This is a genomic window from Pantoea sp. C1E2, assembly GCF_056491465.1.
In genome coordinates this window covers 1,154,826-1,169,239 of sequence record NZ_JBSZHT010000002.1, presented here as the reverse complement: position 1 = coordinate 1,169,239, position 14,414 = coordinate 1,154,826, and the positions used below count along the sequence as shown (strand labels likewise).

Annotated in this window: 14 protein-coding genes, 1 tRNA gene and 1 pseudogene; 8 read left to right on the top strand and 8 right to left on the bottom strand. The window is 54.0% G+C overall.

Annotation, left to right across the window (positions count from 1 at the left end):
• Positions 1-192: 192 nt before the first annotated feature.
• On the bottom strand, positions 193-1,032 hold the full coding sequence (gene hpxU, locus ACXI0A_RS05545) for a MurR/RpiR family transcriptional regulator HpxU (RefSeq protein WP_476149978.1): 840 nt from the start codon (positions 1,030-1,032) through the stop codon (positions 193-195).
• Positions 1,033-1,209: 177 nt separating this feature from the next.
• On the opposite strand from hpxU, the gene ACXI0A_RS05540 reads away from it, so the two are divergent.
• Genes ACXI0A_RS05540 through hpxZ form a run of 4 tightly spaced genes read left to right on the top strand, consistent with a single transcriptional unit; the run spans position 1,210 to position 4,773 of the window.
• The gene (locus ACXI0A_RS05540; RefSeq protein WP_476151146.1) at positions 1,210-2,796 is read left to right on the top strand and encodes a gamma-glutamyltransferase; all 1,587 of its coding nucleotides are present in this window, start codon (positions 1,210-1,212) and stop codon (positions 2,794-2,796) included.
• A gap of 11 nt (positions 2,797-2,807) precedes the next feature.
• Positions 2,808-2,993 carry an oxalurate catabolism protein HpxX gene (gene hpxX, locus ACXI0A_RS05535; protein ID WP_476149979.1) on the top strand — a complete coding sequence of 62 codons (186 nt, stop codon included), beginning with the start codon at positions 2,808-2,810 and terminating at the stop codon, positions 2,991-2,993.
• Positions 2,990-4,387 (top strand): AtzE family amidohydrolase, encoded by a 1,398-nt coding sequence (locus tag ACXI0A_RS05530; RefSeq protein WP_476149981.1) that lies wholly within the window; start codon positions 2,990-2,992, stop codon positions 4,385-4,387. The genes hpxX and ACXI0A_RS05530 overlap by 4 nt, the downstream gene beginning before the upstream one ends.
• Positions 4,388-4,389: 2 nt before the next feature.
• Positions 4,390-4,773: an oxalurate catabolism protein HpxZ gene (gene hpxZ / locus ACXI0A_RS05525; RefSeq protein WP_200573440.1), complete on the top strand. Its 384-nt coding sequence runs from the start codon at positions 4,390-4,392 to the stop codon at positions 4,771-4,773.
• A 104-nt stretch (positions 4,774-4,877) separates the two neighbouring features.
• On the opposite strand, the gene puuE is transcribed toward hpxZ, so the two are convergent.
• Genes puuE through ACXI0A_RS05510 form a run of 3 tightly spaced genes read right to left on the bottom strand, consistent with a single transcriptional unit; the run spans position 4,878 to position 7,322 of the window.
• Complete coding sequence (puuE, locus tag ACXI0A_RS05520; protein ID WP_224934239.1) at positions 4,878-5,837, bottom strand: allantoinase PuuE; 960 nt, start codon at positions 5,835-5,837, stop codon at positions 4,878-4,880.
• A 34-nt stretch (positions 5,838-5,871) separates the two neighbouring features.
• The gene (hpxA, locus tag ACXI0A_RS05515) at positions 5,872-6,603 is read right to left on the bottom strand and encodes an allantoin racemase (protein ID WP_476149984.1); all 732 of its coding nucleotides are present in this window, start codon (positions 6,601-6,603) and stop codon (positions 5,872-5,874) included.
• Positions 6,600-7,322: an FCD domain-containing protein gene (locus tag ACXI0A_RS05510; protein WP_476149986.1), complete on the bottom strand. Its 723-nt coding sequence runs from the start codon at positions 7,320-7,322 to the stop codon at positions 6,600-6,602. Before ACXI0A_RS05510 ends, hpxA begins: the two co-directional genes overlap by 4 nt.
• A 145-nt stretch (positions 7,323-7,467) precedes the next feature.
• Here ACXI0A_RS05510 and ACXI0A_RS05505 point away from each other — a divergent pair, with 145 nt between their 5' ends.
• Positions 7,468-8,961, top strand: coding sequence for an NCS1 family nucleobase:cation symporter-1 (locus ACXI0A_RS05505; RefSeq protein WP_224934242.1), 1,494 nt, complete (start codon positions 7,468-7,470; stop codon positions 8,959-8,961).
• A gap of 82 nt (positions 8,962-9,043) precedes the next feature.
• Here the strand turns inward: ACXI0A_RS05505 and ACXI0A_RS05500 are convergent.
• Both ACXI0A_RS05500 and dnaQ read right to left on the bottom strand, forming a co-directional pair.
• A tRNA-Asp gene (locus ACXI0A_RS05500) sits at positions 9,044-9,120 on the bottom strand.
• A gap of 134 nt (positions 9,121-9,254) precedes the next feature.
• Entirely contained in the window at positions 9,255-9,986 is a 732-nt protein-coding gene (gene dnaQ, locus ACXI0A_RS05495) for a DNA polymerase III subunit epsilon (RefSeq protein WP_476149988.1), read from the bottom strand.
• Here dnaQ and rnhA point away from each other — a divergent pair.
• Positions 9,940-10,507 (top strand): annotated as a pseudogene (gene rnhA, locus ACXI0A_RS05490) (ribonuclease HI). The gene dnaQ and the pseudogene rnhA sit on opposite strands and share 47 nt — an antisense overlap.
• Here rnhA and ACXI0A_RS05485 read toward each other — a convergent pair.
• Positions 10,492-11,226: a class I SAM-dependent methyltransferase gene (locus ACXI0A_RS05485; RefSeq protein ID WP_224934245.1), complete on the bottom strand. Its 735-nt coding sequence runs from the start codon at positions 11,224-11,226 to the stop codon at positions 10,492-10,494. The pseudogene rnhA and the gene ACXI0A_RS05485 overlap by 16 nt on opposite strands.
• Positions 11,227-11,266: 40 nt before the next feature.
• On the opposite strand from ACXI0A_RS05485, the gene gloB reads away from it, so the two are divergent.
• Entirely contained in the window at positions 11,267-12,022 is a 756-nt protein-coding gene (gloB, locus tag ACXI0A_RS05480; protein ID WP_476149991.1) for a hydroxyacylglutathione hydrolase, read from the top strand.
• 71 nt (positions 12,023-12,093) lie between these two features.
• Positions 12,094-13,464: a murein transglycosylase D gene (mltD, locus tag ACXI0A_RS05475; RefSeq protein WP_224934247.1), complete on the top strand. Its 1,371-nt coding sequence runs from the start codon at positions 12,094-12,096 to the stop codon at positions 13,462-13,464.
• A 109-nt stretch (positions 13,465-13,573) separates the two neighbouring features.
• Here mltD and ACXI0A_RS05470 read toward each other — a convergent pair whose 3' ends face one another.
• A complete protein-coding gene (locus ACXI0A_RS05470; protein WP_224935649.1) occupies positions 13,574-14,377 on the bottom strand; it encodes an endonuclease/exonuclease/phosphatase family protein in 804 nt (267 codons plus the stop codon).
• Positions 14,378-14,414 lie beyond the last annotated feature (37 nt).

The window sequence follows — 14,414 nt, the reverse complement described above, 5'->3', positions numbered from 1 at the left end:
TGCACCCCGGTGAGTTTATCGTGAAACAAAAGATTCTTGATAAAACGATTTGCAACTAATGTGCCAACCACAGGGTGCGAAGAATAAAGGGAAGAAAAACGAATAAACACGGAGCTTAAGGCGAGAAAAACGGGCATTACGCCCGTATTAAAATCCGATCAAAAAAGGTGCAAAGCACCAAATTGGTGCCCACTATCGGTGTTCCAGTTCATCCAGGTGCTGATAAAGATCGGCAATTTGATGAATGCGCTGGCGACCTTGCGACAGCATCTCATGCAGCAGTGCATTCGCCAGCAGGTTGATCAAACTCATCGCCGATGCGTAGCTATCAAAGGCAGAAACGCTGTCGAGCGGCGCACACAGCTGCCATTGTGCCAGAGTGAGTATGCCCTGCGCCTGCGGCTCGCACAGTGCCAGCACCGGAATATTGCTCTGCTGCAGTTGCTGCATCAGCGGGCGGATAATGCGTGGACGGCGGCGGAAGGCCATCACCACCACGATATCTTCCGGTGTGATATCCACCAGCTCCTCACCCAACGTCTGGCCGGGCTGCGGCAACACATGCACCTGCGGGCGCGCCTGCATCAGCTGCTGACGGAGGTGCAATGCCACCGGATAAGCATTGCGCATGCCGATAATAAATACGCGCTTTGCTGTACCCAGCGCCTGAATCACTTCACCAAACTGTTGCGGATCAATGCTATTGACCCACTGCGTCAGGTTAGCCATCTCCTGCTTATAGTGACGTGACAACAGGGTATTGCCCTGTACCGCATCACGGTTGTCGGTTAACGGCATGCCGCTCTGACGCAGCACACGCAACTCGTCCCGCATATCCTTGTATTTCTCATAGCCCAGACGTTTAAACAGGCGGCTGACTGTCGCCTTTGATACCCCGCTCAGCCGCGCCAGCTCTGCACTGTTGTAGCTGATCAGGTCATCAAAATGGTCAAACACAAAGTCGGCAATGCGCTGCTCCTGCGGCGACAGTTGCGGATAGTGACTGCGAAGGCGTTCATCAAGCTGTTTCATGGTCGGTCCTGTAACTTTCGTTTCATCACAAGCTAGCACAAATCGATCCACATTGATGTCCGACCAAAACTGGAACAGCTCTTGCTTAGATCACCTCACGGATTTGTAGGGTCGCTTTTTATGACCACCACCAACCCCATTCAACCCTACAAAAGAATCAACGATGAAGAGTTCACTATGATACAGAGCAACATGGCCCCGCTCGGCATGGCCGTCACCCCTCACCATCTCGCCAGTGAAAGTGCACTGGCGGTTTTACGCGAAGGCGGTAACGCGATTGAAGCGATGGTTGCAGCGGCTGCCACTATCGCGGTTGTCTATCCGCACATGAACGGCCTGGGTGGCGATGGCTTTTGGCTGGTAGTACCACCGAATGGCGATCCTGTTGCTATCGATGCCAGTGGTGCAGCGGGCTCGCTGGCACACCTCGACTTCTATCACGGCGAAAGCCATATTCCGCATCGCGGCCCCAAAGCCGCATTAACTGTAGCGGGCACGGTGAGTGGCTGGCAGGAGGCGTTAACGCTGGCTGAAGAGCTGGGTTCTGCGCCTTTGCCGTTAGCCCGCTTACTGCGTGATGCGATTCGATATGCCGCCGATGGCATTCCGGTTACCGCATCGCAGGCTGCGGCCACCGCCGCAAAGCAACATGAACTGCTCGACCAGCCCGGCTTCGCAGCGACCTTCTTACCTGATGGCACCGTCCCTGCTGCCGGTAGCCGTTTTACCCAGCCCGCGCTCGCCAATACGCTTAGCGTGTTGAGCGAGCAGGGTCTGGAGAGCTTCTATCGCGGCGAATTAGCGCACCATCTGGCACGTGAGATGACCTCTCTGGGGATGCCGATCACCCTGGAAGATTTACAGAAACAGCACGCTCGCCGCTGTACACCATTACACCTGGCACACAGCGAAGGCGATATCTGGAATATGACGCCGCCAACGCAAGGTTTGGTGTCGCTGGCCATTCTCGGCATTACCGACCGCCTGAACATGGCAGAGGCCAATGAAGCGCAAAGCGTGCACCGTATCGTGGAAGCCACCAAAAAAGCCTTTGCCTTGCGCGATAAGCACATCACCGATCCGCGTCACATCGACTTCAATGTGCAAGATCTTCTGGATGCCGATCACCTTTCCACACTGGCGGCACAAGTTGATGACCAACAAGCCGCGCCGTGGGGAACCGGACGAGGTCCTGGCGATACCGTGTGGATGGGGGTGATGGACAGCAGCGGGCTGGCGGTTTCCTTTATCCAGAGCATTTATCACGAATTTGGTAGCGGCGTCGTGCTGCCCGGCACGGGTATTACGTGGCAAAACCGCGGGGCAGCGTTCAGCTTACAGCCGGATCACCTGCTGGCACTGGAGCCGGGAAAACAACCGTTCCACACCCTGAATCCAGCGGCCGCGCGTTTGAAAGATGGCCGCACCATGGTTTACGGCTCAATGGGTGGCGATGGTCAACCGCAAACGCAGGCGGCGATTTTTACCCGCCACGTGATTCAGGGTCAGCCGCTGCAACTGGCGATCAGTGCCCCACGCTGGTTGCTGGGACGCACCTGGGGCCAATCCTCAGATTCACTCAAGCTGGAAGCTCGCTTCGCGCCGGAGACGGTAGCGCAATTGCGTCAACTTGGCCATGAAGTGGAGTTGCTGCCCGATTTCAGTGAAGTGGTCGGCCACGCCGGCGCCATCGTCAGACATAACAACGGCATGCTGGAAGGTGCCTTCGATCCACGCAGCAACGGCAGCGCAGCGGGCTTCTAAAGGAAACCATTATGCATTCACAACCGGATTGGGCGGCCTATATCGTCCAAATGGAACAGATTCTGGCGCTGGAACTGGATGAAGTACGTCGCGCTGAATTGCAGGTGCAGTTCAATCGCATCGCCGCCATGGCTGAACCGCTCATGGCTTTCCCACTGGATGATCGGCTGGAAGTGGCAGGAGTGTTCCATCCATGAAACTGGCATCGTTATCCATCAAGGCGCTCAATCAGGTGCTGAATCAAGGTGATATCAGCGCCCGTGAAGTGGCACAACAGACGTTGAACGCCATTGAACAGCACAATCCTGCGCTCAATGCGTGGACCGAAGTCACTAGTCAGCGTATGTTGCGCGAAGCGGATCAGGTCGATTTACAGCGCCAGCGCGGTGAAGTATTACCCACGTTGGCGGGCATTCCGTATGCGGTTAAAAATCTATTTGATGTCGCCGGGCACAGCACCTTAGCCGGGGCCAGCTTGTTCAGTGAACGGGCAGCGGCCCGCGAAGATGCGTGGGCGGTGAGTCAACTGCGTCAGTCAGGCGCACTGCTCTCTGGCATGCTGAATATGGATGCCTATGCTTACGGCTTTACCACCGAAAACACCCATTACGGCGCGACCCATAATCCGCGTGATTTGACCCGCGTGGCCGGTGGCTCCTCGGGTGGCTCAGCAGCGGCCGTCGCTGCTGGACTGGTGCACTTCTCGCTGGGCACCGATACCAATGGTTCGATCCGCGTGCCAGCTTCGTTATGCGGTATCTATGGACTGAAACCGACCTTTGGCCGTTTGTCGCGCAGCGGTAGCCATCCTTTTGTCGCCAGCCTCGATCATATCGGCCCGTTTGCCCGCTCGGTGGAGGATTTGAGCCTGGTGTATGATGCGCTGCAAGGCCGTGATAGCGGTGATGCTTTCCAGTATATTCAGGCTGTGGAGCCCGCCAGTGAGGGATTACCGAAAGGTGCGGAAGGCATTCGCAGCGCCGTTCTGGGCGGCTTCTTTTCGACATGGTGCAGCGAAGAAGCACACGCGGCCGTCTCGGTGGTGGCAAAAGCGCTGGATGCCAGTGAAGAAGTCACCTTAGCCAACGCGGAAATTGCCCGCTCAGCCGCTTTTATCCTGACTGCCGCTGAAGGAGGAAATCACTATCTGCCTGCCTTACGCAGCATGCCTGCGCAATTCGAACCGAATTCTCGTGAACGTCTGCTCGCCGGTGCCATGCTGCCTTCCGCGTGGTATGTGCAGGCACAGCGTTTCCGCCGCCATTTCCAACAGCAAGTCTTACCGCTGTTTGAACAATTCGATGTCCTGATTGCGCCAGCGACCCCTTGTACCGCTACCACCATCGGGCAAGAGACGATGCATATTAACGGACAGGATTTGCCGACGCGCGCCAGTATGGGCATGCTGACGCAGCCGATTTCATTCCTCGGTTTGCCGGTGTGTACCGTGCCTTTGCAAACCGCCAGCGGATTACCGATTGGCTTGCAGTTGATCGCCGCACCGTTTAAAGAACATTTGGCACTGCGCGCCGCCTGGGCTTTACAGCAGCAAGGGCTGACTCTGCCGCAAACCACCTTGATGGATGCTTGAAAATGACACCTGAACATATTGATCGTCCTGCCGTGCTGGCCGAAGTCACTGCTGCGTTTTACCGCTACGAAGAAGCGCTGGTAAGCAACAATGTTGATGTGCTTGATGAGCTATTTTGGCACGATGACCGCACCGTGCGTTTGGGCGCGGGCGAGAATCTGTATGGCATTGACGAGATCCGTGCATTTCGCGCAGCACGTCCATCAAAAGGGTTAGATCGCACGCTACGCAATACAGTGATCACCACCTTTGGTGATGACTACGCGGTGTGCAGCACTGAATTTACGCGTGAAGGCGTGGAGAAAATCGGCCGCCAGCAGCAGACGTGGGTACGCATGCCTTACGGCTGGCGAATAGTGGCGGCTCAGGTCAGTTTGATGAGCTAACGCGTTAAACCGGCGCTCGTTAGTATGGCTTAAATGTGCGGCTATGGCCGGTACGACAATCCATGTCGCACCGGTCGATTTTAAGCACGCTTTAGCGCACGTCGTTAAACGGCTGACGCCGGATGCGTCTCCATCCAGTGTTCAGCAATCTGCTGGCGCGTGCAAACCCACACATTCTCATGCTGCTGGATATGGTCGAGGAAACGTTGCAAGGCACGGAATTTGCCCGGGCGGCCCAGCAGTCGACAATGCATGCCAATCGACATCATTTTCGGCGCGGTGTCGCCCTCTTCATACAACACATCAAAGGTGTCACGCAGATAGACAAAGAACTGCTCGGCGGTGTTAAAACCCTGCGGTGATGCAAAGCGCATATCGTTACACTCCAGCGTATACGGAATGATCAGATGCGGTTTCACCGTGCCATCCTGGCAGGTCACCTGCGTCCAGAACGGAAGATCGTCGCCGTAGTAATCGCTGTCATAACTGAAGCCCCCATTCTCCACCACTAAGCGGCGGGTGTTGGGGCTGTCGCGGCCGGTGTACCAGCCGGTCGGCGCTTTGCCAAACAGATCGCGCAGCACATCCACCGCCTGCTGCATATGCTGGCGTTCGGTTTTAGCATCCATCGACTGATAATGGATCCAGCGCCAGCCATGACTGACCACGTCATAATCCGCCGCTTTGATCGCTTCCACAATCTCCGGATGACGCGCCAGCGCCATCGCCACGCCAAATACCGTCAGCGGCAATCCGCGCTTCTGGAATTCGTTGTGAATGCGCCAGAAACCGGCGCGTGAGCCGTATTCATACAGAGAATCCATCGACATATGGCGATCGGCGTAGCTGGCTGCACCTATGATGTCAGACAGGAATTGTTCAGAGCCAGCATCGCCGTGCAGCACGTTGTTTTCTGCACCTTCCTCATAATTGAGGACAAACTGCACTGCGACTTTGGCGTTGCCCGGCCACTGCGCGTGCGGCGGATTGTTGGCATAGCCAATCAGATCACGCGGATAGTTTTTGTTGAAGCTGTACTCTTTCTTTTCAGATACATCGCTCATTCTGTAAATTCCTTAGTCAGTCCTCAACCAGCCCTTAGTTTAGGTGCTGAAATGCGCCGCTGAGCGGTTTTTCAATCGGGTAATCTAAATCCCCGTGCTTGCTGGTGCCAAAGCCGAGCGCTACCAGTGATTCCACCATTTTTACCGCTGCGCTGACGCCATCAATCACCGGCAGACCCAACTCTTTCGTCAGTTCCTGCGCAAGTGAGGCCATGCCGCCACAGCCCAGCACAATCGCCCCACTGCCATCTTCACGTTTGGCCTGAATACAGCGCTGGCGCACCTTTTCCTGTGCCACACCGCTGCCATCTTCCAGCGCCAGCACCGGGAGGTCGATAGCGTGCAACGCCGCACAATGATGGGTAAAGCCATACTGCTGCAGCAGATGGCGGGCAATCACCAGCGTGCGCGGTAGCGTGGTGACTATCGAAAAGCGCGTCGCCACCAGCGTTGCCGTATGCATTGCGGCTTCCGCAATGCCAATCACCGGACCGCTGGCCAGTTCACGCGCGGCCAGTAAACCCGGATCGCCGAAGCAGGCAATAATGTGGCCGCTCACGCCCTGTGCTTTGCCGAGCCTGACCTGTTCCAATACGCCTATCGCCGCAATCGCTTCATCGAAATGCCCTTCAATCGACGGCACGCCCTGGCTCGGACACACGGCCAGAATTTCGGTACCAGGTGCCGCGACCGCACGTGCGGCTGCAACGATGGTCTCTGTCATCGCCTGGCTGGTATTAGGGTTGATCACCTGAATCAGGCTCATGATGCGGCTCCATTGTGACCGGAAAATAACCGGGTGAAGTCGGGTAACGTTTCGCCGCTGTGCTCAAAATGCAGGCTGGCCACGATATGTTCGAAGTGATGCTGCAACGCGGCGGTGAGCGCCGGCAGATCTTTCTGCCGCAATAGATCCACCAGCCGATCGTGATGATCGCAACGGCATCCGCGCTGCCAGGGCGCGCCATAGGCGGCAATCACTAATGATGAGCGTTGGGTTAGGCGCGTCACCATATCGGTGAGTACCTGATTGCCGGAAATCGCTTGCAGCTGAATATGGAAGGCGGCCGAGAGGCGGATCGCCGCTGCGCCGTCGTGCTGTTCGTGTGCCTGCTGCTCTTCCTCAATTAAGGTACTCAGGGCAGCAAGATGCGGAGGTTGAACATGCGTCAGCACCGCCGGCAAATTGGCGCACTCGAGTAAGCTGCGAGTGGCGAAGATATCGCGTGCCTCATCAACGCCCGGCGTGGCCACTTGTGCACCACGCCTGGGCGACAAGGTGATCATTTGCACCGCAGCGAGGCGTTGTAGCACCTTACGAATGCCGGTACGACTCACGCCAAAGACTTCTGACAACGCCTCTTCAGGCAATTTGCTGCCCGGTGGCAGCTGATGTTCCACAATGGCGGTGAGTAACGCCTGATAGATAGGTTCGTCGCGATCATTCAGATCGGCAGCCGTTTTCTGGCCTGTTTCGCTCTTCATTACCTGCTCCGGTAAGTGTCTGTGCACAGCACATCGTATACGTGAAATTAATTTTTTGTATACAAGAAATCAATTCTGGCCTGGATCCTGCAATACCGTTTCACGCTGTGATTATTTTTCCCATGATGTGAGAGGAGCAGGTTTCATGCCAAATCATTCTGAAGTGACCTCCGGGGTGGCCTCTGGAGCCAACGCCCACTACAGTCCGCGCCTGTGTAATGAAGATCTGGCGCCAACGCGCGACCAGAATTGGTCGTGGTATAACATTTTCTCTTTCTGGATGTCGGATGTGCACAGCATGGGCGGCTATGTAGTGGCCGCCAGCTTCTTTACCTTAGGTCTGGCAAGCTGGCAGGTGCTGCTGTGTTTGTTGGTGGGCATCTGCATCGTTCAGCTGTGTGCCAACCTGGTCGCCAAACCGAGCCAGATGGCGGGCGTGCCTTACGCGGTGATTTCACGTCAGGCATTCGGCGTGTTTGGTGCCAATATCCCGGCGGTGATCCGTGGATTGATCGCCTTCGCCTGGTATGGCATCCAGACCTATTTAGCGGCTAACGCGTTGATGCTGGTGTTGCTAAAGTTCTTCCCTTCACTGAGCGGTATGACGCAAAGCAGCTGGCTGGGATTATCTCAACTGGGCTGGTGCTGCTTCGGGGTGATGTGGTTTCTGCAGGCGATGGTGTTCTGGCACGGCATGAGCGCGATCAAACGCTTTATCGATGTGGCGGGTCCGGCAGTTTACGTAGTGATGGTGGCGCTGGCGGGCTGGATTGTATACAAAACCGGTTTTGACGGGATCTCCTTCACGCTGGCCAGCAAGCAGATGAGCACCGGCGAGCAAACCTGGCAGATGATCACCGCCACCGCTTTAGTCGTCTCTTATTTCTCCGGTCCGCTGCTGAACTTTGGTGACTTCTCTCGCTACGGCAAAAGTATGGGTGAAATCCGCCGTGGTAACCGCTGGGGATTACCGTTCAACTTCCTGCTGTTCTCGATTGTCACCGTGGTGATCGTATCAGGTACTCAATCGCTGTTCGGCCGCATGATTATCGATCCCATTGAGACGGTCAGCATGGTCGGCAACGACGTGGCGGTGGCGATTGGGCTGCTGACCATGATTATCGCCACCATCGGTATCAACATTGTGGCGAACTTTGTTTCTCCGGCTTTCGACTTCTCTAACTGCTCACCGCAAAAAATCAGTTTCCGTACCGGTGGAATGATTGCGGCGGTAGGTTCCGTGCTGCTGACGCCGTGGAATCTGTTCCAGTCACCGGAATTAATCCATTACACGTTGGATGTTCTCGGCTCCTTTATTGGCCCGCTGTTTGGCATTCTGGTGGCCGATTTCTATCTGATTAAGCGCAGCAAAGTTTACGTCGATGACCTGTTTGATGACACGCCGAAAGGACGCTACTGGTATCGCGGTGGCTTCAACCCGAAAGCAATTGCAGCACTGCTGCCGTCAGTGGGCATTTGCCTGGTGATCAGCTTTATTCCTTCTTTACATGCTGTGGCTAACTTCAGCTGGTTTATTGGTGTGGCATTGGGTGCAGGTTGCTATCGCTGGCTGGCACGCGCCGATCGTGAAGTATCTGTAGGCAGCTATCGTCAGGAAGTGGCGGTGCAGAAGGATTGATGTGTTCGCAGGTTTGGCATTGAGGTGCCAATCCTGAAAAAGCAAAAAGCCGATGCATTTCTGCATCGGCTTCTTTAATGATTGGCGGAACGGACGGGGCTCGAACCCGCGACCCCCTGCGTGACAGGCAGGTATTCTAACCAACTGAACTACCGCTCCGCGCTTTGTTCCCCGTCGAGAACGAGGCGAATATTAATGGCAGCTTTATGAACCGTCAATGCTTTTTCTGAGGGAATGAATCGTTTGCCGATTTTTTCGACTTAACGTTGCTTTTCCACGCAAAATCAGCCCATTCAGGCACGCCACAGGCAACTCCCGCCCTTCTTCAGCACCAAATCCAGTCGACTTTCATGTGCCAAGATCTCATCATCGCTGGCGTTGACCACGCGTAATCCTGAACTCGGACGCACAATGCGCTGGATGTTATCGCCTGTATTTTGGCTGCCCTGATCACCCTCCGCTGAGAAGGCCAGCGAGGTTTGGCCGCCCGTCATCATCAGGAACACTTCCGCCAGGATTTCGGCATCGAGCAATGCGCCGTGCAACGTACGTTTGCTGTTGTCGATTTCGTAGCGATTACACAACGCATCGAGGCTATTACGCTTGCCTGGATACATTTTACGCGCCATCGCCAGGCTATCCGTCACCTTACAGAAAGTGTCGGTTTTGCCGATATCGCGCTTGAGCATGCCGAACTCATAGTCCATAAAGCCGATATCGAACGAGGCGTTATGGATCACTAACTCTGCGCCACGAATGTAATCCAGGAATTCATCGGCGATGTCAGCGAACAGTGGCTTATCAGCAAGAAACTCATCGGCAATCCCGTGCACGCCGAAGGCTTCCGGATCCACCAGCCGATCGGGCTTGAGATACATATGGAAGTTGTTGCCGGTCAGGCGACGGTTAATCACCTCAACCGCACCGATTTCAATGATGCGATGTCCTTCATAATGCACACCGATCATGTTCATGCCGGTGGTTTCGGTATCGAGGACGATCTGGCGGTTATTTGCAGTGCTCATAGGACTCGTTTTATGTCAGACTTGGCGTTTTGTCAGAAGGAAGTCTACCAGAGATGCGCAAACAGGTAGAAATATTCACCGATGGATCCTGCCTGGGCAATCCCGGCCCCGGCGGCTACGGCGCCATTTTACGCTATGGCGCGCATGAAAAAGAGTTCAGTACCGGTTATCGACTCACGACCAACAACCGCATGGAAATGATGGCGGCCATTGTGGCGCTGGAAGCGTTAACTCAGCCCTGTGAAGTGGTGCTCAGCACTGATAGCCAGTATGTGCGTCAGGGGATCACCAGTTGGATTCACAACTGGAAAAAGCGTGGCTGGAAAACCGCCGATAAAAAGCCGGTAAAAAATGTCGATCTCTGGAAGCGTCTGGATGCCGCGCTCAGCAATCATGAAATTAAGTGGGAATGGGTAAAAGGCCACGCCGGTCACCCGGAAAACGAGCGCTGCGACGAACTGGCGCGCAACGCTGCCGGCCATCCGACGCAGGATGATGTCGGCTATCAGGTCGAATCCTGATCCTTCACTTCACGGAACTGGCGAGTGGCATTCACCGTTTGCCTGACCTGTGCTTTATTGATGCTCTTTTTTGCTTTGGTGGGCGTTAACGGGAACGTCCGTTTGCGTGCCACCACGATGTTCAAACATCCCAGCGCGGGCAAATGCGCACTGATCACCTTACCGCCCTGCTTATGCCACGGCACCACCTGAAAACGCGTACGGTAAACGACCTCATAATTGAGCAGGCTTAGCCAGTCGAGCAAACGGACCTGGCTGAACATCCTGCCGCTCCAGGGTGCGCGCGCATGTAAACCCGGAATACCTTTGCTGATACCAAGCAGGCTGAACGGGTTAAACCCGCTAATAATCATCCAGCCATCATCAATCAAGACCCGGTCTACTTCTCGTAACACGCGATGGGGATCCTGACTCCACGCCAGAGTATGCGCCATCAGGCAGGCATCAATCGATTTCGCTTCAAAGGGCAATTGCGTGGTATTGGCGATGACCTGCAGGTCATCGCCCTCAATGCCCACATTAACCTGATGCGATATGGCACACTGGCGGGTATTGATTTCTGCGCTGAGGCTGCCAAGTTTAAGCATATGAAAGCCATATAGCTTTCCAAGGTAGGGCTGCAACTGCTGCGTGAGTGCATCGCGAAAGTAGTCCCCCATCGGCATGTCACGCCAGGAGCGCGGCGCAGACAGAATTCGGCGTGTTTTAGCTGGCTTCATGCTCTACCATCATCCTTTTTCTACGACCTGAGAGGTGTTTATGAATCTTACCAGTATTCCCGCGTTGCAGGATAACTACATCTGGACACTGACAGACGATGATAAAAACTGTCTGATCGTCGATCCCGGCGAGGCTCAACCGGTGCTGGATAAAATTAGAGTCAATAAGTGGCAACCGGTGGCTATTTTACTCACGCATCATCATCACGATCATGTCGGCGGTGTCGCAGAGCTGTTGCAGCACTATCCCGATTTGGCGGTTTATGGACCAGAAGAAACCGCGGATAAGGGGGCAAAACACATCGTCGCTGAGAATGATGAATTTACGCTGCTTGGGCTAAATTTCCGTGTCATCGCAACACCCGGACACACTTTAGGACATATCTCATATTTCAGTTCACCTTATCTTTTCTGTGGTGACACGATGTTTTCTGGCGGTTGCGGAAGATTATTTGAAGGCACGGCAAAGCAGATGTTTGAGTCATTTCAAAAACTTAATGAACTCCCTGCAGATACCCTCGTTTGCTGCGCACATGAGTACACTTTATCCAATATGAAGTTTGCTGCGGCTATTCTGCCCCATGACCCTAAAATTTTGGCAAGGTATCAGCAAATTAAGGACTTACGTGCAGAAAATCGCATTACTTTGCCGACAAAACTGGCCCTTGAGCGAGAAATAAATTTATTTCTTCGTACGCAAGATGCTGATTTACAAAAGGCTTTGGGGACTAATGTGTCATCGTCTCCGTTATGGCAAACTTTTGCGGATCTACGCGAGAAGAAAGACCGTTACTGATATTTCTGGTTGTGTTGTGTGTACCCCTAACGTATAGTTGCTCGTCTTTTAAGCGAACTATTGACACACACATGAAGGCTAAAGCGATATTACTCGCCTCGGTCTTGCTGGTAGGATGTCAGGCATCAAGGAATGACGCCAATATCCCCGTACAGCATGCACAGAGCTTGTCTTCAGCTGGTCAAGGTGAAAATGGAAAGTACGGAGATCAATTATTATCGCAGCGCTGGCAGGATGATGGAACAAGCCTCGCAGAAGATACCGATCTCTGGAATCACATTAGTGACGAGTTGAAGATGGGGATTCCGGAAAACCCCCGGATCCGCGAACAAAAAACAAAGTTTTTAAGAAATAAGAGCTATCTCCACGATGTAACATTACGGGCAGAGCCGTACATGTACTGGATTGTCGAGCAGATACAGAAACGTAAAATGCCGATGGAACTGGTACTGCTACCCATAGTGGAGAGCGCTTTTGACCCACATGCAACATCTTCTGCGAATGCCGCTGGCATCTGGCAGATTGTTGCACAAACGGGCAAAAACTATGGTTTGAAACAGAACCAATGGTACGACGGACGCCGCGATGTGGTGGCCTCGACCAAAGTTGCGCTGGATATGATGCAGCGTCTGAACGGTATGTTTGACGGTGACTGGTTGTTAACAGTGGCCGCCTATAACAGCGGTGAAGGACGAGTGTTGAAAGCGATGAAACAGAATAAGGCGCGCGGCAAGCCGACTGACTTCTGGCATTTATCGTTACCACGCGAAACCACGGTCTATGTACCTAAGATGTTGGCCTTGAGTGAAATCCTCAAGAACAACAAGCAGTACGGTATCAAGTTGCCGACCCCGAACGAAAGCCGTGCCCTGGCACGTGTTGAAGTGGGCCAGCAAATTGAACTGACGCAGGCCGCCGATATGGCCGGTATGTCGCTCAATAAGTTGAAGAGCTTCAATGCGGGTTATAAACATGGCACCACTGCGCCAAACGGACCGCACTATATTATGGTGCCTAAGTCCAACGTTGCTAAGCTGCGCAATTCACTGGCTTCCGGTGATATTGCCTCCGTGCAGCCTACCGAAATGGCGAAAGTCAGTGCGGCAGGAAATAACTACACGGTACGCAAAGGCGACACCTTGTCAGCAATTGCTAACAAGCTTGGCGTAAGCGTCAGTGCACTGAAACAGCAGAACAACCTGCGCAGTGCTTCAGTTCGCATCGGTCAGAAGTTGACTGTAGGCGGCAAAGCAACGCAGTTGGCTGATAACGGCAACAGCATCACCTACCGTGTACGTAAGGGTGATTCTTTTGCCAGTATTGCAAAACGTCATGGAGTGAACACTCAAGATGTTATGCGCTGGAACAGTGACGCTAAAGACATTCAGCCGGGCGACAAGCTCACGCTGTTTGTTAAGAATAGCGCAACACCTGATACCTAATGCGTCGAAAAGGCTGACTTTTGTCAGCCTTTTTCATTTTCTGTCGTCCACAACCCCTTTCGCAGACGCCCTTCAGCCTATTATTTACTCGCCTGTCTGACAGATGGCATTAACGCCCGATGGGATACGTTGAATTGAACTCAACCAGCAGTGGATTGTGATCAGAGGCCCGCGTGACGAGCACAGAAGCCTCGCTGACTTTCATATCACGGTAAAAGACAAAATCTAACGGACGGCCAAACGCTTTACGCCGATGGTCATCCGTGAAATTCACTTCTTGCAATGCCATCTCTTCGGCAAAGCGATACAGCGCATTCATGCGCTGGCGGCTCCAGGCATTAAAATCGCCGGCCATGATTACCGGTCCGCGATGATGCTGAATCTGTTCGCCAATCGGCCCGAGTTGCTTACTGTAGACATCCACACCCAGGCTGAAATTCACCGCGTGAATGTTGACCACCATCAGCATTTCGCCGGTCGGTAGTGGATAGGCAGTTACCAGCGCAGATTTTGCCAGGCGTAATAAAGGTTCCCGCTCACGTAAAGGACAACAATACACAGGATGCGCAGAAGCCAGCGTCATTACGCCGGAAGGATGTTGAGGTAGGACAAAGGCAGGCACCTGATCGGCCGCCAGATAGTTACTGGTGGCGAATTTGACCAGCTCAGGTGTAGTTTGCGCTTCCTGTAGTAAAACCAGGTGAGCATCTTTGCCGAAACCCTGCAACACAGACATCCAGTCTGCCCGCTGCTGTTTGAAGATATTCCAGACTAAAACCCGCAATGCAGGATCCGCAGGTAACGGTGCACCAGGCGGCAGCGCCTGCCCCAGATGCAACATTGCCCCAGGCGGAAATATCCGCTCTGCAGGCTGACCCGCTGTATAACGCATTGCATATGTTTTCTTTCGCACTTTCCCGCCTGGCTGATTTACGACTACAACTTCACCT

What these genes read in the sequence shown, in the direction of transcription:
- hpxX (WP_476149979.1), top strand. Translation starts at nt 2,808, where the DNA reads ATGCATTCACAACCGGATTGGGCGGCCTATATCGTCCAAATGGAACAG.
- ACXI0A_RS05510 (WP_476149986.1), bottom strand. Translation starts at nt 7,322, where the DNA reads ATGAAGAGCGAAACAGGCCAGAAAACGGCTGCCGATCTGAATGATCGC.
- hpxA (WP_476149984.1), bottom strand. Translation starts at nt 6,603, where the DNA reads ATGAGCCTGATTCAGGTGATCAACCCTAATACCAGCCAGGCGATGACA.
- ACXI0A_RS05485 (WP_224934245.1), bottom strand. Translation starts at nt 11,226, where the DNA reads ATGAAGCCAGCTAAAACACGCCGAATTCTGTCTGCGCCGCGCTCCTGG.
- puuE (WP_224934239.1), bottom strand. Translation starts at nt 5,837, where the DNA reads ATGAGCGATGTATCTGAAAAGAAAGAGTACAGCTTCAACAAAAACTAT.
- hpxZ (WP_200573440.1), top strand. Translation starts at nt 4,390, where the DNA reads ATGACACCTGAACATATTGATCGTCCTGCCGTGCTGGCCGAAGTCACT.
- ACXI0A_RS05530 (WP_476149981.1), top strand. Translation starts at nt 2,990, where the DNA reads ATGAAACTGGCATCGTTATCCATCAAGGCGCTCAATCAGGTGCTGAAT.
- mltD (WP_224934247.1), top strand. Translation starts at nt 12,094, where the DNA reads ATGAAGGCTAAAGCGATATTACTCGCCTCGGTCTTGCTGGTAGGATGT.
- gloB (WP_476149991.1), top strand. Translation starts at nt 11,267, where the DNA reads ATGAATCTTACCAGTATTCCCGCGTTGCAGGATAACTACATCTGGACA.
- dnaQ (WP_476149988.1), bottom strand. Translation starts at nt 9,986, where the DNA reads ATGAGCACTGCAAATAACCGCCAGATCGTCCTCGATACCGAAACCACC.
- ACXI0A_RS05505 (WP_224934242.1), top strand. Translation starts at nt 7,468, where the DNA reads ATGCCAAATCATTCTGAAGTGACCTCCGGGGTGGCCTCTGGAGCCAAC.
- ACXI0A_RS05540 (WP_476151146.1), top strand. Translation starts at nt 1,210, where the DNA reads ATGATACAGAGCAACATGGCCCCGCTCGGCATGGCCGTCACCCCTCAC.
- hpxU (WP_476149978.1), bottom strand. Translation starts at nt 1,032, where the DNA reads ATGAAACAGCTTGATGAACGCCTTCGCAGTCACTATCCGCAACTGTCG.